This is a genomic window from Amycolatopsis sp. NPDC041971, from assembly GCF_055588925.1.
Map to the genome: position 1 here is coordinate 154,127 of NZ_JBVJCE010000003.1, position 22,646 is coordinate 176,772.

The 22,646-nt window shown below is 68.2% G+C and carries 17 protein-coding genes; 12 read left to right on the forward strand and 5 right to left on the reverse strand.

Annotated features, from left to right (window positions below; genetic code table 11):
• Positions 1-71 precede the first annotated feature (71 nt).
• Positions 72-1,544 carry an adenosylhomocysteinase gene (ahcY, locus tag ACZ6DT_RS08995; RefSeq protein ID WP_465590959.1) on the forward strand — a complete coding sequence of 491 codons (1,473 nt, stop codon included), beginning with the start codon at positions 72-74 and terminating at the stop codon, positions 1,542-1,544.
• A gap of 63 nt (positions 1,545-1,607) precedes the next feature.
• On the opposite strand, the gene ACZ6DT_RS09000 is transcribed toward ahcY, so the two are convergent.
• Positions 1,608-2,642: a hypothetical protein gene (locus ACZ6DT_RS09000; RefSeq protein WP_465590962.1), complete on the reverse strand. Its 1,035-nt coding sequence runs from the start codon at positions 2,640-2,642 to the stop codon at positions 1,608-1,610.
• Positions 2,643-2,886: 244 nt separating this feature from the next.
• On the opposite strand from ACZ6DT_RS09000, the gene ACZ6DT_RS09005 reads away from it, so the two are divergent.
• From ACZ6DT_RS09005 to ACZ6DT_RS09015, 3 genes are all read left to right on the forward strand, one after another.
• Positions 2,887-3,462, forward strand: coding sequence for a papain-like cysteine protease family protein (locus tag ACZ6DT_RS09005; protein WP_465590964.1), 576 nt, complete (start codon positions 2,887-2,889; stop codon positions 3,460-3,462).
• The gene (locus tag ACZ6DT_RS09010; RefSeq protein WP_465590967.1) at positions 3,459-4,226 is read left to right on the forward strand and encodes a hypothetical protein; all 768 of its coding nucleotides are present in this window, start codon (positions 3,459-3,461) and stop codon (positions 4,224-4,226) included. The genes ACZ6DT_RS09005 and ACZ6DT_RS09010 overlap by 4 nt, the downstream gene beginning before the upstream one ends.
• 131 nt (positions 4,227-4,357) lie before the next feature.
• Positions 4,358-4,993 carry a dTMP kinase gene (locus ACZ6DT_RS09015; protein ID WP_465591833.1) on the forward strand — a complete coding sequence of 212 codons (636 nt, stop codon included), beginning with the start codon at positions 4,358-4,360 and terminating at the stop codon, positions 4,991-4,993.
• A 126-nt stretch (positions 4,994-5,119) separates the two neighbouring features.
• Here the strand turns inward: ACZ6DT_RS09015 and ACZ6DT_RS09020 are convergent, their stop codons facing one another.
• The 4 genes from ACZ6DT_RS09020 to ACZ6DT_RS09035 form a co-directional block, all read right to left on the reverse strand.
• Positions 5,120-6,232: an aromatic ring-hydroxylating oxygenase subunit alpha gene (locus ACZ6DT_RS09020; protein WP_465590969.1), complete on the reverse strand. Its 1,113-nt coding sequence runs from the start codon at positions 6,230-6,232 to the stop codon at positions 5,120-5,122.
• Positions 6,229-7,374 carry an N-methyl-L-tryptophan oxidase gene (gene solA, locus ACZ6DT_RS09025; protein ID WP_465590972.1) on the reverse strand — a complete coding sequence of 382 codons (1,146 nt, stop codon included), beginning with the start codon at positions 7,372-7,374 and terminating at the stop codon, positions 6,229-6,231. Before solA ends, ACZ6DT_RS09020 begins: the two co-directional genes overlap by 4 nt.
• On the reverse strand, positions 7,371-9,809 hold the full coding sequence (locus ACZ6DT_RS09030; protein WP_465590975.1) for a GcvT family protein: 2,439 nt from the start codon (positions 9,807-9,809) through the stop codon (positions 7,371-7,373). The genes solA and ACZ6DT_RS09030 overlap by 4 nt, the downstream gene beginning before the upstream one ends.
• Before the next feature lie 252 nt (positions 9,810-10,061).
• Positions 10,062-10,847 carry an IclR family transcriptional regulator gene (locus tag ACZ6DT_RS09035; RefSeq protein ID WP_465590978.1) on the reverse strand — a complete coding sequence of 262 codons (786 nt, stop codon included), beginning with the start codon at positions 10,845-10,847 and terminating at the stop codon, positions 10,062-10,064.
• 152 nt (positions 10,848-10,999) lie between these two features.
• Between ACZ6DT_RS09035 and ACZ6DT_RS09040 the strand changes: the two genes are divergently transcribed.
• From ACZ6DT_RS09040 to secA, 8 genes are all read left to right on the forward strand, one after another.
• Positions 11,000-11,317, forward strand: a complete 318-nt coding sequence (locus tag ACZ6DT_RS09040; RefSeq protein ID WP_465590980.1) for a bifunctional 3-phenylpropionate/cinnamic acid dioxygenase ferredoxin subunit — start codon at positions 11,000-11,002, stop codon at positions 11,315-11,317.
• Complete coding sequence (locus ACZ6DT_RS09045) at positions 11,314-12,462, forward strand: NAD(P)/FAD-dependent oxidoreductase (protein ID WP_465590983.1); 1,149 nt, start codon at positions 11,314-11,316, stop codon at positions 12,460-12,462. Before ACZ6DT_RS09040 ends, ACZ6DT_RS09045 begins: the two co-directional genes overlap by 4 nt.
• Before the next feature lie 272 nt (positions 12,463-12,734).
• Positions 12,735-13,412: an MtrAB system response regulator MtrA gene (gene mtrA / locus ACZ6DT_RS09050; protein WP_005150760.1), complete on the forward strand. Its 678-nt coding sequence runs from the start codon at positions 12,735-12,737 to the stop codon at positions 13,410-13,412.
• A gap of 43 nt (positions 13,413-13,455) precedes the next feature.
• Positions 13,456-15,135 (forward strand): MtrAB system histidine kinase MtrB, encoded by a 1,680-nt coding sequence (gene mtrB, locus ACZ6DT_RS09055; protein WP_465590986.1) that lies wholly within the window; start codon positions 13,456-13,458, stop codon positions 15,133-15,135.
• Entirely contained in the window at positions 15,132-16,859 is a 1,728-nt protein-coding gene (locus tag ACZ6DT_RS09060) for an LpqB family beta-propeller domain-containing protein (RefSeq protein WP_465590989.1), read from the forward strand. The genes mtrB and ACZ6DT_RS09060 overlap by 4 nt, the downstream gene beginning before the upstream one ends.
• An 830-nt stretch (positions 16,860-17,689) precedes the next feature.
• The gene (locus tag ACZ6DT_RS09065) at positions 17,690-18,328 is read left to right on the forward strand and encodes a ComF family protein (protein WP_465590991.1); all 639 of its coding nucleotides are present in this window, start codon (positions 17,690-17,692) and stop codon (positions 18,326-18,328) included.
• Between the two features lie 553 nt (positions 18,329-18,881).
• Positions 18,882-19,571, forward strand: coding sequence for a ribosome hibernation-promoting factor, HPF/YfiA family (hpf, locus tag ACZ6DT_RS09070; protein WP_465590994.1), 690 nt, complete (start codon positions 18,882-18,884; stop codon positions 19,569-19,571).
• Positions 19,572-19,806: 235 nt separating this feature from the next.
• The gene (gene secA / locus ACZ6DT_RS09075; protein WP_465590997.1) at positions 19,807-22,638 is read left to right on the forward strand and encodes a preprotein translocase subunit SecA; all 2,832 of its coding nucleotides are present in this window, start codon (positions 19,807-19,809) and stop codon (positions 22,636-22,638) included.
• Positions 22,639-22,646: the final 8 nt, after the last annotated feature.

A 22,646-nucleotide genomic window follows, 5' to 3' on the forward strand; every position in this document is an offset into this window, starting at 1 on the left:
AACCGTTCAGTGGGGACTGAGCCGACAACGGTACTGTTCCGATGTCATCCAACCTTGGAGGAAGCGCGCATATGACCCCCGAAAGCGTTGCCAAGCGGCACGAGACCCGCAACGGCATCGAGTTCGCCGTCGCCGATCTCGAGGCCGCCGAATTCGGCCGCAAGGAGATCCGCCTCGCCGAGCACGAGATGCCGGGCCTGATGGCGCTGCGCCGCGAATACGCCGAGGTGTATCCCTTGCGGGGAGCCCGGGTTGCGGGCTCGCTGCACATGACGGTACAGACCGCGGTCCTGATCGAAACCCTCGTCGCACTGGGTGCCGAGGTGCGCTGGGCCTCCTGCAACATCTTCTCCACCCAGGACCACGCGGCCGCGGCGATCGTCGTCGGCCCGCACGGCACTCCCGAGGAGCCCAAGGGCGTTCCGGTGTTCGCCTGGAAGGGCGAGTCGCTGGAGGAGTACTGGTGGTGCACCGAGCGGATGCTGACCTGGGACGGAGAGGGTCCCAACATGATCCTCGACGACGGTGGCGACGCCACCATGCTGGTGCACAAGGGAACCGAGTTCGAGAAGGCAGGCGTCGTCCCCGCGCCGGACGAGAACACCTCGGACGAGTTCCGCGTGTTCCTCCAGCTGCTGAGCGCTTCGGTCGCGGCCGACACCGGCAAGTGGACCAAGATCGGCGAAGGCATCCGCGGGGTCACCGAGGAGACCACCACCGGCGTGCTGCGGCTCTACCAGCTCGCCGCGGCAGGCGAGCTGCTGTTCCCGGCGATCAACGTGAACGACGCGGTGACCAAGTCGAAGTTCGACAACCGCTACGGCATCCGGCACTCGCTGATCGACGGCATCAACCGCGGCACCGACGTCCTCATCGGCGGCAAGGTCGCGGTCGTCTGCGGTTACGGCGACGTCGGCAAGGGCGCGGCGGAATCGCTGCGCGGCCAGGGCGCGCGGGTGATCGTCACCGAGATCGACCCGATCTGCGCGCTGCAGGCGGCGATGGACGGCTACCAGGTCAAGAAGCTGGAGAACGTCCTCGGCGAGGCCGACATGATCATCACGACGACCGGCAACAAGGACGTCGTGCTCGTCGAGCACATGGCTCAGATGAAGCACCAGGCGATCCTGGGCAACATCGGCCACTTCGACAACGAACTCGACATGGCGGGCCTGCAGCGCTACCCGGGCATCCGGCGGATCAACATCAAGCCGCAGGTCGACGAGTGGGTCTTCCCGGACGGCAAGAGCATCATCGTGTTGTCCGAGGGCCGTCTGCTGAACCTGGGCAACGCGACCGGGCACCCGTCGTTCGTGATGTCGAACAGCTTCTCCAACCAGGTGATCGCGCAGATCGAGCTGTTCACCAAGCACGAGGAGTACGACAAGGAGGTCTTCCGTCTCCCGAAGAAGCTCGACGAGAAGGTCGCGAAGATCCACCTCGACGCGCTCGGCGGTGAGCTCACGAAGCTGACCAAGGAGCAGGCCGAGTACATCGACGTGGACGTCGAAGGTCCGTTCAAGACCGACCACTACCGGTACTGACGGCTGCCATGAACGGTCCGTTACTTGCGAAATTCGCAAGTAACGGACCGTTCATGGCACGCGCTAGCGCCACTCGACCTCGATGCCGGCCAGCCCCGGCCCGGCGTCGCTGAAGAAACCGCTCGTCACGCCGCCCATGTCGAGCGGCAACTCCTCGGACTCGACGGGCACGGCGTCGTCGCGGGTCCGGAACTGCCGCGTGCAGCGGGCGGGCAGCGCGCCGAGCGCGAACTTGAGCTGCACCAGATAGCTCGAGCACTGGTCCCGCAACATCCGGAAGTAGCCGGGCGACGCGGTGCCGGAATCGTCGCGGACCTCGAAGCAGAACACGTGGATCTCGCCCTCGGCGAGCTTCCGGTCGAAGAGCAGTTCGGTGGCCATCGTCTCGGCCTCGGCGTTGCGCCGGATCCGGCCGACGCGGCAGCCCTCGGCGGTGATCAGGTCGACGTCGCCGATATTGCAGCCGGGGTCGCCGTTGTAGACGGTGACGTACCGGTCCGGGCCGTGCCGCCGTGCCCGGCACACCAGCCGGGTCTGGAGGCCGACCTGCCGGTGCGCGGCGTCGAAGGTGATCGTGTCGTGTACCGCGAGCATTTCGAGGTCGGCGTTGTAGCGGTTGGAGGACGGGTACGCGCCCAGTTCGGCCAGCAGCTGGTCGACGATCGAGCCCATGTCGCCGGACCGGATGTCGTGGAACGAAGCGGCCATCTGGTGCCCGCGAGCCCGCGCCGTCCGCGGCCCGATCAGTACGACGAGCGCGTCGGGGGGCAGTTGCAGCACCGATTCCAGCGCGCGGACCGCCGGGAGTGCCTTGGGTACCTCCGGCTGGCGCAATCCGCGCTGCCAGTAGCTCAGCGTCGACTGTCCGATTTGGACGCCGCGGAGCCCGAGGTGGGCCCGGAGCCGGGCCAGCGAGAGGCCGCGATAGGCGATCGCCTGGCGCAGGGCGTGGTGGAACTCGCCGCTGCGCAGAGCCTCGACGAGCTCTTTCGGCAGGGATTCGAACGGTTGACGACGCGTGCCGTCGATGATCGTCGGGGTGTCCACGTCCGAGGCAAGCCTTCCCGCCGAGGACGCATCAGCACCGTCTCGTGTCACCGCTCGTCCCTTCACCAGACCAGTGTGTGCGCTGAGCGTGAACACCGCGGAACGTTCACGGTAGCAGCGCACTGTGAACACTACGTCCCCCGTTCGGGGTGGTTGACCCCGGAAGAGTGACCGTTCCGGGGTGTGGAAACGCCCCGGAACGGTCCGTTCCGCCGGGTGCCCATCTTGCTCTGTGTGAGCCTGCTGTTCACCGTTGTGACCACATTGGTTCGCCATGGTGACCAGGAGGCCCGTCGTGCCTGAGTTCTCGAGGAGGGTCTGCGCCGCGGGCGCCGCGAGTCTCGTGGCGTGGCTCGCGGTACAGACCCCGGCGAGCGCGCTGCCCTCACCGCCCGCCCAGCGGAACCCCGTCGCCATGCAGGTGCAGGAAAAGTCCCAGTGGTGCTGGGTGGCTTCCGGCAACACCGTCGCGGCACACCACGGCGTGACCCTCACTCAGAACGAATTCTGCCGGATCGCCCACGACGAGCGACGCCGGGAGTGCGCCGACAAGCCGGGAACGCTGGGCGACGTCCGGCGCGCCTTCGGCAAGCTCGGCTTCTCCGCTCCGGGGGACTACGTCAAGGGCCCTATCTCCTACGCGGCCGTCCAGGCGCAGACCGGTGCGGGCAAGCCGGTCCAGACGCGGGTCGGCTGGGCCGCGGGCGGCGGTCACATGCACGTGCTCTATGGCGCCGACGCCGGCCGGAAGTGGATCTCGTGGGGGGATCCACTGCCCACCGGGAGCCGCCACCACTGGTCGACCTACGACTTCTACGCCGGCAACAAGTCCTTCACCTGGACCCACACGCTCTCCGGGATCCGGCGATGAGCGCGCGGCGTTTCCTCGGGCTTGCCGGGCTGGTCGCGGTCGCGCTGCTGGTCTCGGCGCCCGGAGCGCGCGCGGACCATCTGTCGAGTGAAGATCTCGCGGCCGCGAAGGCGGTTGCGGACGACCCCACGCTGCGTGTCGAAATCGGTCGCTTCTTCACTCGGACGAGTGATGCGAGTCAAACGCCGTCGGTCAGCGTCATCGACGAATCCTTCCCGGTTTACGAGCTTTCGAGGGACTTCGTCGCCGGTGACGGCACGGTCGCCGGACGGCTCGCCTACGTGGCGGTCCCGGTGACGGCGTCCGACGGGCAGACCGCGACCATCTGGTCGGTCCGTGGCGACGACGGCGCCTGGCGCGTCGGCAACATCGCTTCGGGTGACCGGGAAAGCGCACTGGCCCGGCGGCTGCCCGCCGGCGCGGCACTGCTCCACGAACCCCAGGTCGACGCCTGGTACGCGCTGCGCGACGGCCGGGTGACGTTGCTCGACTCGGGCGTCAGTGGTTCCGCGGCCGGTGCTTCGGTCACTCTCGCGGAGTACCAGAAGACGGTCTCCGGCCGGTACGGCGACCTGCTCGCGAACTCGCCGTACGCCCAGGAGGGCAAGGCCGGCGGTTACAACGCCCAGGTGATGCCCCGCGGCGACGGCGGCCCCGCGCCCGACGCGCAGGACACCGGCTTCGTGCCGCTGCTGATCTTCGGCGGCCTGCTCCTCATCGGTGTCGCCGGCTTCTTCCTGCACTCGAAGAGGCGCGTCCCCTAGCGGACCGGTGGGCCGGACGTGTGCTGACCCCGTCTGGCCCGCCGGTCGACCACGGCGCTTTCCAGCCATGCCCCGCCCTCGAGCGAACCACTTCGCGGTGCTGGTCATATTCTGGGCCCGTGGGACGACTCGTGGTGATCGAAGGTCTGGACGGCGCCGGCAAGCGCACCCTCGCCGACGCGCTGACCGGCGCGCTGAACGCGGCCGGGGCGAGCGTCGCGTCCATCGCTTTTCCGCGTTACGGCGAAAGCGTGCACGCCGACCTCGTGAAGGAAGCGCTGCACCGCGGCCACGGCGACCTCGCCGATTCCGTCTACGGCATGGCGATGCTCTACGCGCTCGACCGGCGGGGCGCGGCCGACGAGATCCGCGCTCGTCTCGGCGAACACGACGTCGTACTGCTCGACAGGTATGTCGCGTCGAACGCGGCGTACGGTGCCGCCCGGCTCCACCAGGGTGCGGACGGCGAGTTCGTGCGCTGGCTCAAGGAACTCGAGATCGACCGGTTCGGCCTGCCGGTGCCAGCCGCGCATCTGCTGCTCCGGGTCACCGCGGACGTCGCCGCCGGTCGCGCGCAGCGCCGCGCGGAGAGCGACGCCGACCGCGCGCGGGATTCCTTCGAGACCGACGACGCGCTTCAGAAACGGTGCTCGGTGGTTTACGACGAACTCGCCGCGACGGGCTGGCTCGCGCCTTGGCACGTTCTCGACGGCGTCGCCGGTGTCGAGACCGCCGCGCTGGCCACCTCCCTCCTTCGCGCTTATTGATGCGACGAGGGACGCCTTGGGCCCTGGTCAGGCGCGATGGTCGTGAGCGGCGATTCGGGTCAGAGCACGAATCGCCACTCACCTGCCTCGCAATTAGTCCTCTGGATGCGGTCCTTGTGTGCGCAACTACCGCGTTTCGTCCTCTAAATGCGTGAGTAGCCAGGAGTGGAACTCGCCGATGTGGTGCTCGGACGGCATCAGCACCCCGCCGCCGCGGTAGGCACGGGACGCCATCGCGGGCTGGCAGCGTTCGCAAGCGCCGAAGTCCTGCTCGTTGACGCGATGGAACAACTCCACCGAGCGTGACACGTCCCGGCCCGAGGCCACCACCTCCTCGGAATAGAGCCAGTCGCATTCGACGACCGTCCGGTCCGGCGCGAGCGGGTACAACCGGTGGAAGATCACGTGGTCCGGCACCAGGTTCACGAACACCTGCGGCCGGATGGTGATCGCGTAGTACCGCCTGTCCTGTTCGGTCGCGACGCCGTCGAGCCGGTCGAAACCCGAACCGCCGTCGATGGTGAACCCGTCGACGTCCTCGCCGAATTCGGCGCCGTGCCCGACGTAGTACTGCGCCGCGTACCCGCCGGCGAATTCCGGCAGCACCTCGGTCAGCTCCGGATGGATGGTCGCGCAGTGGTAGCACTCCATGAAGTTCTCGACGATCAGCTTCCAGTTCGCCTTGACGTCGTAGGTGATCCGGCGGCCGACCGAGAGCCGGTCGAGGCCGTAGCGCTCGATCGATTCCAGATCGCCCAGCCGTTCCCGCACCGCGCCCTCGACGTCGGCCTCGAACGACGGCGGGTCCGCGGCGAGGCAGACCCACGCGTAGCCCAGCCATTCCCGCAGCCGCACGGCGTGCAGTCCGTACTCGGCGCGGTCGATGCCGGGGAGCTTCGCCAGGTTCGGCGCCGCGATCAGCTTCCCGTCGAGCCCGTAGGTCCACGCGTGGTACGGGCACTGGAACGCGCGTTTCACCGTGCCCGACTCCTCGGTGCACAGCCGCGCGCCGCGATGGCGGCAGACGTTGAGGAACGCCCGCAGGCCGCCGTCCCGCCCCCGGCTGACGATCACGCTCTCCCGTCCGATCCGGACAGTCCTGAAGTCACCCGCCGACGGCAGATCCGTCGCCCTGACCGCGCAGAACCACTTGCGCTCGAAGATCTTCTCCTGCTCGGCCGCGAAGATCATGGGATCGGTGTAATAGCCGCCGCCCAGCGTCGGGATGAGACTCGTCATCTCGGGACTCCGGCGAACCGGGCGGGATCGAACAGGGCGACCGGATGCTCGGTCGTGCCGTCCACGACCAGGTCGGCAAGGATTTCGCCGACCACCGGGACGAACTTGAAGCCGTGCCCGGAGAAGCCGCAGGCGACCACCACGCGTTCGCGGGTGGGATGGCGGGAGATGACGAAATGCTCGTCGGGGGTGTTCGTGTACATGCAGGTCGCCGCGCGCAGGAACGCGCCGGGCAGCGACGGCATCTTCCGCCCGGCGAAACTTGAAACCTCGTCGACCTCCTCGGCGTGCACCGTCCGGTCGATGGTCTCCGGCGTGCACGTCTCGCCGCCGCGGAAGAACGCGACCTTCACGCTCCCGGCGTCGTCGTGCGAGGGGAATCCGTAGAACTGGCGGCCGTTCTCGCCTTCCCAGACGTAGATCGGATGACGTCCGGCGCGGAACGGCTCCACCTCTCCCGACGGTGCGAACCAGTACTGGACCTGGCGTTCGATGGTGAAACCGATCCCGAGTCCGGCGAGCAGTTCCGGCGCCCACGCGCCGGGGCAGATCACCAGCTGTTCCGCCGTGTAGAAGTTCTGCGACGTCCCGACCCGGACACCGGTGGAAGTCTGCCGCCACGAAAGGACCCGCTCCTCATGGTGCAGCTCTGCGCCGGCCCGTGCGGCGAGCTGGAGATGGGCCGCCACACTGCCTTCCGGCACCACGAACCCCGCGTTCTCCTCGTACAACGCGATTTCGTGGTCCGCCGGAGTCATCGTCGGGAACCGGCGACGGATCTCCGCCGCGTCCAGCAGTTCGTGCGGCAGGCCCCACTTCCGGGCGCTGGCCAGGCTGCCCGCCACCGTCCGCGAATCGGGGCCGCCGAGCATGATCCCGCCGCAGCGGGTGAAGATCTTCCGGCCGGAGTCGCGTTCGACGCCGTCCCACAGTTCGTGCGCCCGCAGCAGGAGCGGGACGTACGCGGGATCCTCGAAGTACGCCTGCCGGGTGATCCGCGAGCCGCCGTGGCTGGACCCGAGGTTGTGCACCGGTGCGAACCGGTCGATGCCCAGCACTCGCTGTCCTCGCCGGGCGAGCCGGTACGCGGCCGCGCTGCCCATCCCGCCGAGGCCGATGACGATGACGTCGTAATGACTCATGCGGCGCTCCTGATCCGGCTCATGTCGGCGTCGAACAGCGGTTCACGCGCCACGACCGCGGGGATCCGCTCGCCGAAGTACTCGATCTCCACTGGCCTGCCCGGCTGGGCGAACTCCACCGGAAGCCAGGCGTACGCGATGTTCTTGCCGACGGTGTAGCCGTACGCGGCACTGGTGACGTATCCGGCGGGACGGCCGTCGGCGTACACCGGTTCCTTGCCGAGTACGACGGAGTACGGATCGTCGACGGTGAGACAGGTCAGCTTCCTGGTGATCGTGTCCGCCGAGCGGCCCGCCAGCGCGTCGCGCCCGATGAAGTACCCCTTGTCCATCCGCACGGCGAAACCGAGCCCGGCCTCGTACGGATCGTGTTCGGCGGTGACGTCCGTGCCCCACAGCCGATATCCCTTCTCCAAGCGCATGCTGGAGAAGGCGTCCCGTCCGGCGGCGATGATCCCGTATGCCTGCCCGGCTTCCCAGAGCGTGTCCCACAGCCGTCGGCCGAGGTCCGCGCTCGTGTACAGCTCCCAGCCGAGTTCGCCCACATAGGACAGTCGCATCGCGGTCACCGGCACCTGGCCGACATACGCCTGCTTCGTCTTGAAGTACCCCATCGCCTTGTGCGAGAAGTCCGTTGTGGACAGTGGTTGCAGTACCGCTCTGGCGAGCGGGCCCCACAGGCCGATGCAGCAGGTGCCCGGAGTCGTCTCGTGGATCTGCGCGGCGCCGTCGCCGGGGAGATGCCTCCGCAGCCGGTCGATGTCGATCGGGCTGTTGAGCCCGGCCTGGAACCGCTCCGCGCCGAGCCGGGCGACGGTCAGGTCGCCGCGCACGCCGCCGTCCTCGTCGAGCAACAGCGTGTAGGTGACCGAACCGGGCTTCTTGTCGAGCTGGTTCGTGGTCATCGTCTGCAGGAACGGCAACGCGCCAGGCCCGGTGACCTCGACGCGTTTCAGCGACGTCATGTCGAACATCGCCACCCGCTGCCGTGCGACCAGTGCTTCGGCACCGCCGATCGGCGACCAGTACCGCGCGGCCCAGTCGTTGCGCTCCGGGATGAGATCGACCTCCGGGAGATCCGAGTTCGCCTCGTACCAGTGCGGCCGTTCCCAGCCGCTCGCTTCGAGGAAGTACGCACCGAGTTCCGCTTGCCTCTCGTAGAAGGGACTTGTCCGCAGCGGCCGCGGTTCTTCCATGGGCTGCAAGGGATGGACGACGTCGTAGACCTCGACGAAGCTCTGGCAGCTACGCGCCATGACGTAGTCCGTGGCCAGCTGCACCCGCTCGAACCGGGCGAGGTCGCAGCCGTGCAGATCCGCGTCGGGCCGACCGTCGACCAGCCACCCCGCCACGGCCCGCGCGACCCCGGCCGAATGCGTGATCCAGACGGCTTCGGCGACCCAGAACCCGTCGAGGTCCGGATGCTCGCCCAGCAGCGGCATGCCGTCCGGGGTGAAGGAGAACAGGCCGTTGATGCCTTCCTCGACCTTGGTCTCACCCAGCGATGGCAGCAGGTCGACGGCGGCGGCCCAGGACGGCTCGAAGTCCTCGGGGGTGAACGCCAGTTCCGACGGCATGCCCTCGCCCGCTCCGATCTCTTCGGCGGGCAATGGCATCGGCCGGTGCCCGTACGCGCCGATGCCGATCCGGTCGACGTGTTCGCGGAAGTAGAGGTCGGCGTCCTGGTGCCGCAGGATCGGCCGGGTGGCCGCCTCGGTCACCCCGGCGAGTGACGGCAGCGGGCTGGTGCGTGCGTACTGATGCGCCATCGGGACCAGCGGGATCGCGAGGTCCACCAGGTCGCCGAGCAACGGGCCCCACATCCCGGCGCACGAGAGCACGATGTCCGCGCGGAAGCTCCCCGTCCCGGTGGTGACGCCGGTGACCCGGCCGCCTGAGCGTTCGATTCCGACGACCTTCTGGCGCGCGAGGAACTTCGCCCCGCGCCCGATCGCGCGGCGGGCCTGCGCCTCGGCCGCCCGCAGGGGTTCGGCCAGCCCGTCGGAGGGGATGTGGAACCCGCCGAGCACCTTGGCCGGATCGAGCAGAGGATGCAGCGCGGCGCATTCGGCCGGTTCGATCAGCCTGCTTTCGACGCCCGACGCGGTCGCCCAGCCGTGCCGTCGCTCGAGGTCGGCGAGCCGCTCCGGCGTCGTGGCCACTTCCAGCCCGCCGACGGGCCGGAAGCACGGCTTCCCGTCGAGTTCGAGCGCGCCGTATTTGGTGACGGTGTACTGGGCGAACGAGGTCATCGTGCGGCAGGCGCTGGTCTGGAAGACCAGCCCGGGCGCGTGCGAACTCGACCCGCCGGTGGTGAACAGGTCGCCCTGGTCCAGCACGATGAGGTCGGTCCAACCACGTTCGGTGAGCTCATCGGCGAGCGCGCAGCCGACGATGCCGGCGCCGATCACGACGACGCGGGGTCCTGAGGGCATGGTGCGGGGTACCTCCTGCCTGCCCTGGAGAGTCCACAAAGGACACGCGGGCATCGGAGTGACAGGCGTTGTTGCGGATGAGGCACGTTGTTCCGTCCTCAGCAACAAAGTGCGGCACGTGCCGGTTCGCTGTCAAGAGCCGAAACGGTCGCCTTTGTCAACCCCGCGTGCTAGGAACGGTCCTTTCCTGGCAAATTTCGCAAGGAAAGGACCGTTCCTAGCGCGCGTAAGGGCGTGACAGGGCAGGTCGCGTCAATCCGCGAAGTGACCCAACTGGGCCGAAAGATCCGCCGCCGCCTCCGTGAGCGGTCGCACGATCTGCCGCACCCGCTGTTTCGAGAGCCGGTACGACGGACCCGAAGCGCTCATCGCCGCGACGACCTCGCCGCCGGGGCCGTGCACCGGCACCGCGACCGCGTGCATCCCCAGCTCCAGCTCCTCGAAGCAGGCCGCGTACCCGTCCTCGGCGACCCGCTCGAGTTCCGCGGTCAGCTGCTCCGGATCGGTCGTCGTCCGCGGCGTGAACCGTTCGAGTTTCCGCCGGAGCAAACGTTTGCGCTCGGCGTCGCCCAGGTACGCGAGCAGCACCTTTCCGCTGGACGTCGCGTGCAGCGGCGTGCGCTGGCCGGTCCAGTTCTGCGTGGAGATCGCGGCCGAGCCGCGGGCCTGGCTGATGTTGATCGCGACCCCGTCGTCGGCGATCGCGATGTTGACCGTCTCGCCGAGGGTCTCCGCCAGGCTCAGGCAGGTCTTCCTGCCGATCTTCGCCAGATCCATCCGGCCGGCGGCGGCGCCGGCGAGCCGGACGATGCCGAAGCCGATCGCGTATTTGCCGCGTTCGCCGAGCTGCTCGACGAGGCCTCGGTTCTCCAGGACGCTCAACAGGCGCGACGCCGTCGACTTGTGCACGCCGAGCTCGCCCGCGATCTCGGTGATCCCCGTTTCCCCGTTGCGCGCCAGCAGTTCCAGCACGCTGATCGCGCGGTCGACGGACTGTACCTGACTGGGCGTTGCGTTCCCCGCGTCCTGGTTCCGCATGGCGCAACAGTAGCCGGTTCGCCCGAATCCGCTCGGCTGAGTGGGCGAATCCCTTGACGCGTCGGCCCCTCAGGGGTGATTGTTGCGCAGAGCACGTCTCGTCTCGTAATACGCAACATCAACAACCGCCGGTCCGTTCCCCGGAGGCCCCGATGCTCCGTGCCTGCTCCGTTTCCGAACTGCCCGAAGGCGAAGCCCTCCGCTTGGATGGCCCTGTGCCCGTCTCGGTCTTCCACTCCGAGGACGGTTATTACGCCCTCGACGACACCTGCAGCCACCAGGACGCGTCGCTCGCCGACGGCTGGATCGAGGGCTGTTTCGTCGAATGCCCGCTGCACGCCGCGCGGTTCGATCTGCGGACCGGCGCCCCGGACCGCCTGCCCGCCAAGAACGCCGTGCGCACCTATCCGGTCGTGGTCGCCGACGACGTGATCTACGTCGACATCGAGGCGCGCCGGGAAGTGGCTTGAGAACGGTCGCCGTCGTCGGCACCTCGCTGGCGGGACTTCGTTCGGCACAGGAGTTGCGCGGTCAGGGTTTCGACGGGCGGCTGGTGATGATCGGCGCCGAACCGCCGTACGACCGGCCGCCGTTGTCGAAGGAGTTCCTGCTGGGCAAGGCTTCCGCCGATGACCTCGCGCTCGCCGAACAGGACGACCTCGACGCGCTGGCCGCCGAATGGCACCTCGGCGTCCGCGCCCGGAAACTCGGCCGCGAAGGCGTGACGCTCGGCGACGGCACCACGATCGCCGCCGACGGTTACGTCATCGCGACCGGCGCGGCGGCCAGAATCCTAGGCGCGGCAAGGGATCTGGACGGCGTGCACACTTTGCGGACGCTCGACGACGCCGTCTCGCTGAAACGCGATCTCGCGGCGGGGTCTTCTTCGGTGACCGTCATCGGCGCGGGATTCATCGGCGCGGAGGTCGCGTCCGCGTGCCGCCTGCTCGGCCACGAAGTCACCGTGATCGAGGCGCTTCCCGTGCCGCTCGCCTCCGTCATCGGCGCGCGGATGGGCGCGGTCTGCGGGGAACTGCACGCCGAAAACGACGTCCGGCTGATCACCGGCGTTCCCGTCGCCGGATTCACCGGGACCGGTCGCGTCACCGGTGTACGCCTCGCCGACGGAAGGGAGATCCGCGCCGATCTCGTCGTCGCCGGAGTGGGGGCGCGGCCCGCCACCGACTGGCTGACCGGTTCCGGGATCGCCGTCGACGACGGGGTGCTGGTCGATTCCGGCTGTGTCACAGCGGATCCCCGAGTGATCGCGGTGGGTGACGTCGCCAGGTACCGCTGCCGTCTGCGGGGCAGGCGGGTCCGGGCCGAACACTGGACGGCGGCGGGCGAACAACCGCGCGTCGCGGTCGCGAACCTGCTCGCCGGTTCGACCGTCACGCATTTCGCACGACACGGTTACTTTTGGTCCGATCAGTACGGACGGCGGCTCCAATGCGCCGGAGTGGCCACGGAAGACGTGCGGATCGTGGAAGGCGACGTCACCTCGAAGCGGTTCGTCGCGACCTATCACCGCGACGACGTCCTGACCGGTGTCTTCGCGATCGACTCCCCACGGCCGTTCACCCGGCTCCGGCGCGCTCTGAGCATCTCTTGGTGAACCCGCCTCCGATCGACGTCGGCAGGGCGCTGCTCGGTAATCCCTGTCACGGCGGCGGGTCAGGCGCCCTGCCACCGCGATAGCGGGCTTTCGGCCGGTGCGGGTTCACGCGTGTGGTCGCTTTGCGAGGTACATCTTCAGCTCCGCTACCAGGGCTCCAGGGCCCGAAGACCCTACTCGGATGGAGCAATTTGCCCGATTCGATGATCTTTCTGGTGGTCACATCGCCGGGTCGCGCGCCTGCGCGGGGAAACTAGTGCGAACATAGGTTTATGAAGGCACGCGTTCTGGTCGTCGATGACGACCCTGCTCTCGCGGAGATGCTCACCATCGTGCTGCGTGGGGAGGGGTTCGACACAGCCGTCGTCGCCGACGGCTCTCGTGCGCTGCCCGCGCTTCGTGAGCTGAAACCCGACCTGGTCCTCCTCGACCTCATGCTGCCCGGGATGAACGGCATCGACGTCTGCAAGGCGATCCGGGCCGAATCCGGCGTGCCGATCGTCATGCTCACCGCCAAGAGCGACACCGTGGACATCGTCCTCGGGCTCGAGTCGGGGGCCGACGACTACGTGGTCAAGCCCTTCAAACCGAAGGAACTCGTGGCCCGCGTCCGCGCTCGGATGCGCCGCACCGAGGCCGAGCCCGCCGAGTCGCTGACGATCGGCGACCTGGCGATCGACGTCCCCGGCCACGAGGTGACGCGGGAGGGCAAGGCCATCCCGCTGACCCCGCTGGAGTTCGACCTCCTGGTCGCGCTCGCCCGCAAGCCGCGGCAGGTGTTCACCCGCGAGGTGCTCCTCGAGCAGGTGTGGGGTTACCGCCACGCCGCCGACACCCGTCTGGTGAACGTGCACGTCCAGCGGCTGCGCTCGAAGGTGGAGAAGGACCCGGAACACCCCGAGGTGGTGTTGACCGTTCGCGGTGTCGGGTACAAGGCAGGCCCGCCGTGATCACCCCATGAGCGGACGCTTGCGAAGGCTTGCCCAAACCACGATGCGCCACCTTCGGCGCATCGTGGTTTTCGTGCGCCGCAAGATCGTCTCGTTCAACGAACTGTGGCGGCATTCGCTGCAGTTCCGGGTCACCGTCTCCACGCTGGCGCTGTCGTCGGCCGTGGTGTTCGTACTGGGCATGGTGCTGCAGAACCAGATCACCGAACGGCTGCTCGAGACCAAGCAGAACGCGGCGATCGCGCAGACCAGGGCGGTCGTCGAGACCGCGGCCAGTGAACTGGTCGGCGTCGGCACCGAATCCTCCGAAGCGATGACGGCGCGGCTGAACAACGCGCTGAAGAAGATCACCAGTACCACGACGGCGCAGGACGCCGCCGGATCCGCCGCGGGCACCTTCGAACCGGTGCTGGCCGCGGGCGGGCGCGACCAGTCGAGCAGGCCCGCCGCCGCGGGCCCGTACGACAACGTGCCGGTGCGGCTGCGCCAGTTCGTGGAGACCGAGCAGGTCAGCTTCCTGATGCACACGGTCACCGAGGCCGACGGCGGCAAGACGACGTACCTGATCGTCGGCGCGCCGGTGACCACGGTGATCAACCCGCTCCAGCTCTACCTGCTGTACCCGCTGACCAGCGAGCAGAACACCGTCTCGACCGTGCAGAACACGCTGCTCGTCGGCGGTCTCGTACTGCTTCTCCTGCTGGCCGGGATCACGAACTTGGTCACCAGACAGGTGGTCCGGCCGGTCCGGCAGGCCGCCGCGGCGGCCGAGCAGTTCGCCGGCGGCGAGCTCGACCAGCGGCTCGCCGTGCTCGGCGAGGACGATCTCGCCAAACTCGCCGTGTCCTACAACGAGATGGCCGCGAGCATCCAGCGGCAGATCCGCCAGCTGGAGGAGTTCGGCGGGTTGCAGCGCCGGTTCACTTCCGACGTCTCGCACGAACTGCGCACTCCGTTGACCACCGTCCGGATGGCCGCCGACGTACTGCACGCGTCGCGCGAGCAGTTCCCGGCCGGGCTCGCCCGATCCACCGAACTGCTGGTCGACGAACTCGACCGGTTCGAGGCGCTGCTCGGCGACCTGCTGGAGATCAGCAGGCTCGACGCCGGCGTCGAGGAGCTTTCGGCCGAGCTGATCGACGTCCGGCCGATCGCGACCAGGGCCGTGGAACAGGTCCGGGTGATCGCGGGCAACGCGGGCAGTTCGGTCGAGCTGATCCTGCCGGACGAGGAGGCGCTCGCCGAGGTCGACGCGCGCCGCGTCGAGCGGATCCTGCGCAACCTGCTGGCCAACGCGGTGGACCACAGCGAAGGGAACCCGGTGGTGCTGACACTGGCGGTCAACGAGACCGCGGTCGCCATCACGGTGCGGGACCACGGTGTCGGGCTCCGGCCCGGCGAGGCGGAACTGGTGTTCAACCGGTTCTGGCGGGCCGACCCGTCCCGCAACCGCCGGACCGGAGGCACCGGGCTCGGCCTCGCGATCAGCCAGGAGGACGCCCGGTTGCACGGCGGGCTGCTCGACGCGTGGGGCGAGACCGGCGATGGTGCCTGCTTCCGGCTCGTGCTGCCGAGGCAACAGGACACGCCGATGGGGGAGAGCCCGCTGGTCCTGCCACCGCCCGATCACCAGGGGACCGATCCGCACGGGTCGTCCGGACTGCTCGAAGTCCGGCCCGCGCCCGACGCGATCCTCGCCGAGCCCGAGGAGGTGGGCCGGTGAAGCGGCTGCTACCCCTGCTCGCGGCGTTCCTGCTGGTTGCGGGCTGCGCGAACATCCCGCTCGAATCCCAGCCCGTCGCCGTGCCCGGGGAAAAACCCGGCCAGGCACCGGCGGACGTCGCCGAACCGGCGGCGGGGATCGACCCGCTGACCGTCACCCGCCAGTTCATCCGCAACTCCGCGACGCCGGGCACGGCGAACGCCGACGCGCGGGTCTACCTCGACGAAGAAGCCCGCCGCAACTGGAAGCCGTCGCCGGGGCTGACGATCATCGACAACACCTTCGGCACCGTTTACGACACTTCGTCGCTCTCGGCGAACCCGGACGAGCAGATGGTGAACGTCCGCGGCTTCAAACTCGGCAACCTGAGCCCCGACAGCGCGTTCATCCCGGTGAAGGCCGAGTACTCGCAGCAGTTCAAGCTGCGGAAGCAGCCGAACGGCCAGTGGCGGATCGTGGACCCGCCGCAGGAACTCGCCGTCATCGAAGAGGATTTCGCGACCAACTACTTCCGGGTGCCGATCAGTTTCTACTCGCCCGACTCCGGCGCCTTCGTCCCCGACCTCCGGTACGTCGCGGCGAAACCGCAGGCCGGGTTGCCCGGCCGGGTGATGGACCTGGTGCTGCAGGGACCGTCGGAAGGGTTGAAGGGCGCGGTCAAGGACCTCCTCGGCGACCAGGTCACCACCGAGTCCAACGTCCGCAGCACGGACGACGGGACCCTGGACATCAACCTGACCGGCGTCGGCGGCGCCAGCCTCGCGGACCGGAACCTGATCGCCGCGCAGATCGTCCTTTCGCTGCAGACGGTGACGCTGAGCCGGATCCGGCTGCTCGCCGACGGCACCCCGCTGGTGCCCGAACACGAATACTGGCGCTCCAGCGAACTGCCCAACTACAACGTGGACATCGCGCCCAACTCGGAGCTGCTGGGCCTGATGACCGTGAACGGGCGGGTGCGGTCGCTCGGCGACGGGGCACCGGTCGGCGGGCCCGCGGGCAACGGCGGGTACAAGGTCGTCAGCGCCGCGCAGTCCGTCGACGGCAAACGGCTCGCGGTGGTCGAAGAACGCGACGGCAGGCAGTGGCTGCGGGTCGGCGACCTGGGGCACGAACTCGGTTCGGTGGACCTGTTCGGCGGCAGCCTGAGCCGCCCGACCTGGCGGCCGGTCGCGCGCGGCGGCGGGGTTTCGGGCGAGGTCTGGACGGTCGTCGACCACAACACCGTCGCCAGGGTCACCCTGGCCGCCGACGGCCGCTGGGTGAAGGCCGGCGTCGACGCGACCATGCTCACCGGCCTCGGCCAGATCACCGAACTGCGGCTTTCGCGCGACGGCTCACGGCTGGCCGCGGTCGTCAACGGGCAGCTGGTGGTCGCCTCGATCGTGCGGACGGCGGATTCGGTGGCGCTGCGGGCGCCGCGGAAACTGCAGGAACGCGACCTCAAGGACGTCGTCGACGTCGACTGGGCGACCCAGGACCACCTGATCGCCGCGACGTCGTCGAGCACCCTGCCGGTGGTCAAGGTGCCGCTGGACGGGCAGCGGATGGACCCCTTCAGCGGCTCGAACCTGACCCCGCCGGTGCACGGCGTCACCGCGGCCCCGAGCAGGCAGAACCTGGTCGCGGACGCGGGTGGGCTGTGGGTCGCGTCCGAACTGGGCGAGGTCTGGCGGCCGCAGGCGCACACCGTCACCGACGCGGACCCGTTCTACCCGGGTTGAGCGTTTCTCCGGAAGTACATGAAGGCCCCCTTCCTTGCGCCAGGCGCAAGGAAGGGGGCCTTCATGTACTGGGCAGGCGTGGTGGTCGCTTTGCGGTACTTCGGGTGGGCAGCACGTCGCGGAAGCCACTTTCGCGACGTGCCACCTCATCCTTCACGCTCTCCGGCGGGAGCAAGGGACCTTTGGTATCGCTAGATTTTCTAGTGGCGCTAGCCATCCTTGGGTGCCGGAAGTCCGTGAAGGCCCAGTTGGCACCTTGAGGGTCGGGGTCCCGGCAAAGTCGCATAGCCGCTGGTCGGTGGCGCTTTCGGTGATCCGAATTGGACTTCCTACGAGAGCGGATGACAGGGTGCCTTAAGCGTCAAGTGTCCACAAAGGACACCATTCGGCCGCTGAATGTCCATTTGATGCATTTATGTACGTTTTTCGACTGGGTCGTGAGTGAAATTTAGGGCTAGAACCCTCTTTGTCACTCACGACCCGGTCGAAAAACGCCCAAATCGGGCACCGTAGCCGTGGAGGTGTTCTATGTGGACAGTCGAGAAAGATGTCAGGCGACTGTGACGAGCCCGCCTCTGTCACCGCAACACCCACTCGACCAGCGGCTATGAGACTTTGCCGGGGCCCTGACCTTGAGGGTGGGCAAAGAGGCCTTCACGGACCGAGGGCCGGGAGTGCGAAGGGGTGTAGAGAAGCATCGCCACAACAGGCGCGGTCTTCTCCAGAACTGCGGTCATGACTGGCCCCTTCAGGACGAAAAGTGACCAAACCGGACCTGTCACGCCACAGCGGGCCCCGGAACTGTCGGAGCCCCGGCCGACACTCGCCCCATGTCCAAGATCCTCGATCTCCTCATCCCCGCCCGCTGCGCGTCCTGCGGAGTGCCGGGCGCGCCCTGTTGCGCGACCTGTCAGACCGTCTGGGGTTCGCTCAGCGAGATCACCCGGGGTCCGACGGCGGGTCTCGTACCCGTCTACACCCTGGCCCGCTACGCCGACGAAGCCCGTCGCCTGATCCTCGCCTACAAGGAACGCGGCCGCCGCGATCTCGCGCCGTCCCTCGGGCGGGCGGTCGCCGACGCCCTGCGGCAGCTGCCAGGCGAACCACGAGGCCCTTGTCTCGTCCCTGTCCCGTCGAGACGGCACGCTTCGCGTATCCGAGGTGGACCCCACGTCCAGCGCGTCGCCGAGGAATGCGTGAAAGTGCATGCGAGCGAAGGAAGATCGGCGACGGTGGCGCCGGTGCTCAAACTCGGGGCCGGGGTCCGCGACGCCGTGGGGCTCACCCGCGCCGAGCGGGCGGCCAACCTCGACGGTCGCATTCGCCTCCTCCCCGGGGACTGCCCGGAGAAGGTCGTTCTTCTTGACGACGTGATCACCACCGGAGCGACCGCCGCCGCTTGTGTGCGCCTTTTGGGGGTAAACGGAATTCATGTTTCCGCGGTGCTCGCACTGGCCGCCGCCGGGTGATCGCGGCGTCACCTACAAGAGTGATGAATGCTCGGGAACGGGAATGGGTACATGGGCGTTGACGGGATATGAGGGACCTTCCGGGGAACGCTTCGCCGGCCCGCCACTCCACGGGGGTGGCGGCGGTTTCACCCGACTGCGGCGCCCCGGGCACCCTCGGCTTTTTCCTGTCCGAAGGTTTGCGCCGTCCGCGTGAAAACAAAGCACGGGGACGGCGCCCGACAGGCCGGATCGTGCCGATCGCCGCACGGTCGTCGTCGCATGCGGTGACGAGGTCTCACGTCCTGACATCCCCCGGCTCGGGGGCTGTTGCTCGCGGCGTGTTGAAGCTAACGTGCAGCGCTATCAGCAATCCCGGCAGGCAGGGAGGTGACCAGCCCATGTCCCTGGCGCCGGAGCCGCGCTGAGTCCGCGCTCGGACATCCGACACGAGACGTCGTGACCGTATGCCGAGTTCTCTCATCGCCCGCGATCCCGGGCTTCGTCCCCGCTTTACCGGCGCCCTGGTGAACACATCTACAGCTCGCAGTCATTTCAGCGAGGGAGGTCGTGTATGGACATCGTCGTTAAGGGCCGCAACGTAGAGGTGCCTGATCACTATCGGGCACTCGTCAGCGAAAAGCTGGCCCGGCTAGAGCGCTACGACAAGAAGGTCATCCGTTACGACGTGGAGCTCTTCCACGAGCCCAATCGCCGGCAGTCGAAGAACTGCCAGCGCGTCGAAATCACCGGGAAGGGCCGAGGCCCCGCCGTACGCGCCGAAGCGTGTGCCGGCGACTTCTACGCAGCGCTGGATTCCGCACTGAACAAGCTCGAAAACAGGTTGCGGAAGACACACGACCGCCGGCGCGTGCACTACGGCCGCAGCCGCCCGGAATCCGTCGCCGAGGCGACTTCGATGGCGGCCGCCGGTGGCATGACCACCGATACCCGGCAGCTGGCGGGAACCGCTGTACTCGAAGCGCCTGAGGCCGGACCGCCGGCCAACGGTTTCGCTGCCGAGAGCGGTGAAGATTTCGAGATGCCCCAGCAGCGCTGGGATGACGGGGTGACCGAACACCAGCCCGGTCGCATCGTCCGCGAGAAGAAACACGACGCGGAACCCATGACGGTCGACCAGGCTCTCTATGAGATGGAACTGGTCGGTCACGACTTCTATCTGTTCAACGACTCCGACGCCGGGTGCCCGAGCGTCGTCTACCGGAGGCGAGGCTTCGACTACGGCGTCATCCGGCTGAGTTAGCCGGCCCCTACGTCCACGACGGTGGCCCGCACGCGCCCTGTGCGGGCCGCCGTCGTGTCCGGATCAGGCGGGATACGCCCCCGTCCGGTCAGGTACCGACCGACGGTGCGTGCGCGAACACCGAGGTGTTCCCTACGATGGGGGCGGACGGTGGTGCGTTACCCGGCATCACCGCGTACGAGATTGCCCGGGACCGGCTCGGGTGCGATCACAATCAGCTAGTGAGGTCGACCGGATGGTGCTGAACCGCCTGCTCCGCGCGGGCGAGGGCAAAATGGTGAAGCGGCTGCGACACATCGCCGATCACATCAACACCCTCGAAGACGACGTCAAGGAACTTTCGGACACCGCTTTGCGGGCCAAGACCGACGAGTTCCGTAAACGGCACGCGGACGGCGAGTCCCTCGACGACCTCCTGCCGGAGGCCTTCGCGGTGGCGAGGGAGGCGGCCTGGCGCGTGCTCGGCCAGCGCCCCTACGACGTCCAGTTGATGGGCGGCGCCGCGCTGCACCTCGGCCAGGTCTCGGAGATGAAGACCGGTGAGGGCAAGACCCTGACCCAGGTGCTTCCCGCGTACCTGAACGGGCTGTCCGGCAACGGCGTGCACGTCATCACGGTGAACGACTACCTCGCCAAACGTGACGCCGAGTGGATGGGCCGCATCCACCGCTTCCTCGGTCTCGAGGTCGGGATCATCCTGGCCGACCAGACGCCCGAGGTCCGCCGTCAGCAGTACGCCGCCGACATCACGCACGGCACGAACAACGAGTTCGGCTTCGACTACCTCCGCGACAACATGGCGTGGAGCCTCGAAGACTGCGTGCAGCGCGGCCACAACTTCGCGATCGTCGACGAGGTGGACTCCATCCTCATCGACGAGGCCAGGACGCCGCTGATCATCTCCGGCCCGGCCGACCAGTCCTCGCGCTGGTACGTCGAGTTCGCCCGGATGACCCCGCTGATGAAGCCGGACATCCACTACGAGGTGGACATCCGCAAGCGCACCGTCGGTGTCACCGAGAAGGGTGTCGCGTTCGTCGAGGACCAGCTCGGTATCGACAACCTCTACGAGGCCGCGAACACGCCGCTGGTCGGCTACCTGAACAACGCGCTGAAGGTCAAGGAGCTCTACAAGCGCGACAAGGACTACATCGTCCGTGACGGCGAAGTCCTCATCGTCGACGAGTTCACCGGCCGCATCCTGCACGGCCGCCGCTACAACGAGGGCATGCACCAGGCGATCGAGGCCAAGGAAGGCGTCGAGATCAAGGCCGAGAACCAGACGCTCGCCACGATCACGCTGCAGAACTACTTCCGGCTCTACGACAAGCTGTCGGGTATGACCGGTACCGCCGAGACCGAGGCGGCCGAGTTCCACCAGACCTACAAGCTGGGTGTGGTGCCGATCCCGACCAACAAGCCGATGGTCCGCGCCGACCAGGCCGACCTGATCTACAAGACCGAGCAGGCCAAGTTCGAGGCCGTCGCCGAGGACATCGCCGAGCGGCACGAGAAGGGCCAGCCGGTGCTGGTCGGCACCACGAGTGTCGAGAAGTCCGAGCACCTGTCGAAGCTGCTGCTCAAGCTGGGTGTTCCGCACGAGGTCCTCAACGCCAAGCACCACGACCGGGAGGCGCTGATCGTCGCCCGCGCGGGGCGCAAGGGCGCGGTCACCGTCGCCACCAACATGGCGGGCCGCGGTACCGACATCGTGCTCGGCGGCAACCCGGACATCATCGCCGACGAGGTGCTGCGCGCCCGCGGTCTCGACCCGGTGGAGCACTCCGAGGAGTACGAGGCCGCCTGGCCGAAGGTGCTCGAACAGATCCAGGCGGAGACCAAGGCCGAGGCCGACGAGGTTCGCGAGGCGGGCGGGCTGTACGTGCTCGGCACCGAGCGGCACGAGTCCCGCCGCATCGACAACCAGCTCCGCGGTCGTTCCGGCCGTCAGGGCGACCCGGGCGAGTCCCGGTTCTACCTTTCGCTCGGTGACGAGCTCATGCGCCGCTTCAACGCGACGATGGTCGAGCGGGTCATGACCACCATGCGGCTGCCGGACGACGTGCCGATCGAGCACAAGATGGTCTCCAAGGCGATCAAGAGCGCTCAGACGCAGGTCGAGCAGCAGAACATGGAGATCCGCAAGAACGTCCTCAAGTACGACGAGGTCATGAACGAGCAGCGCAAGGTGATCTACGCCGAGCGCCTGCGCGTCCTCGAGGGCGAGGACCTCCGCGAGCAGATCGAGCACATGCTGGTCGACGTCATCAACGCGTACGTCACCGAAGAGACCTCTTCGGGCTACGCCGAGGACTGGGACCACGAGAAGCTGTGGACGGCGCTCAAGACGCTGTACCCGGTCAAGGTCAGCTGGGAAGAGCTCAACGCGGACGACGACCTGGACGCCGAGAAGCTGCGTGAGGCGCTGCTCGAAGACGCCCACCGCGCGTACGACGAGCGTGAGGCCGACATCGACGCCAAGGTCGGCGAAGGCGCGATGCGCAGCCTGGAGCGTCAGGTGATGCTCACCGTGCTCGACCGCAAGTGGCGTGAGCACCTCTACGAGATGGACTATCTCAAGGAGGGCATCGGCATGCGCGCCCTGGCGCAGCGCGACCCGGTCATCGAGTACCAGCGCGAGGGCTACGACATGTTCCGCGCGATGCTGGAGTCGCTGAAGGAGGAGGCCGTCGGCTTCCTGTTCAACCTCCAGGTCGAGCAGGCCGAGCCCGCCACGCCGTCGCCGGAGTCCGCGTCCGCGCTGCCCGCCGGTGTCGGCTCCGGGAACGGCCAGGCCGCCAACGGCGACGGACGGCACGCCCGCCCGACGCCGCCGCAGGCTCCGGCGACCGACACCGAATCCGTGCCGTCCGCCTTGCGGGGCAAGGGGCTCGGCGGTGGCTCGCAGTCCGGGCTCACCATGTCGGGCCCGTCCGAGGACGGCGGCGTCGAGTCGCATTCGGACGGTGGCGCGAGCGACGGCGGTGACCAGAGCGGAACCCGCCGGGAGCGTCGTGCCGCGCAGCGCGCCTCCCAGAAGAAGGGCAAGAAGGGCCCGCGCCGCTAAGAACCCCA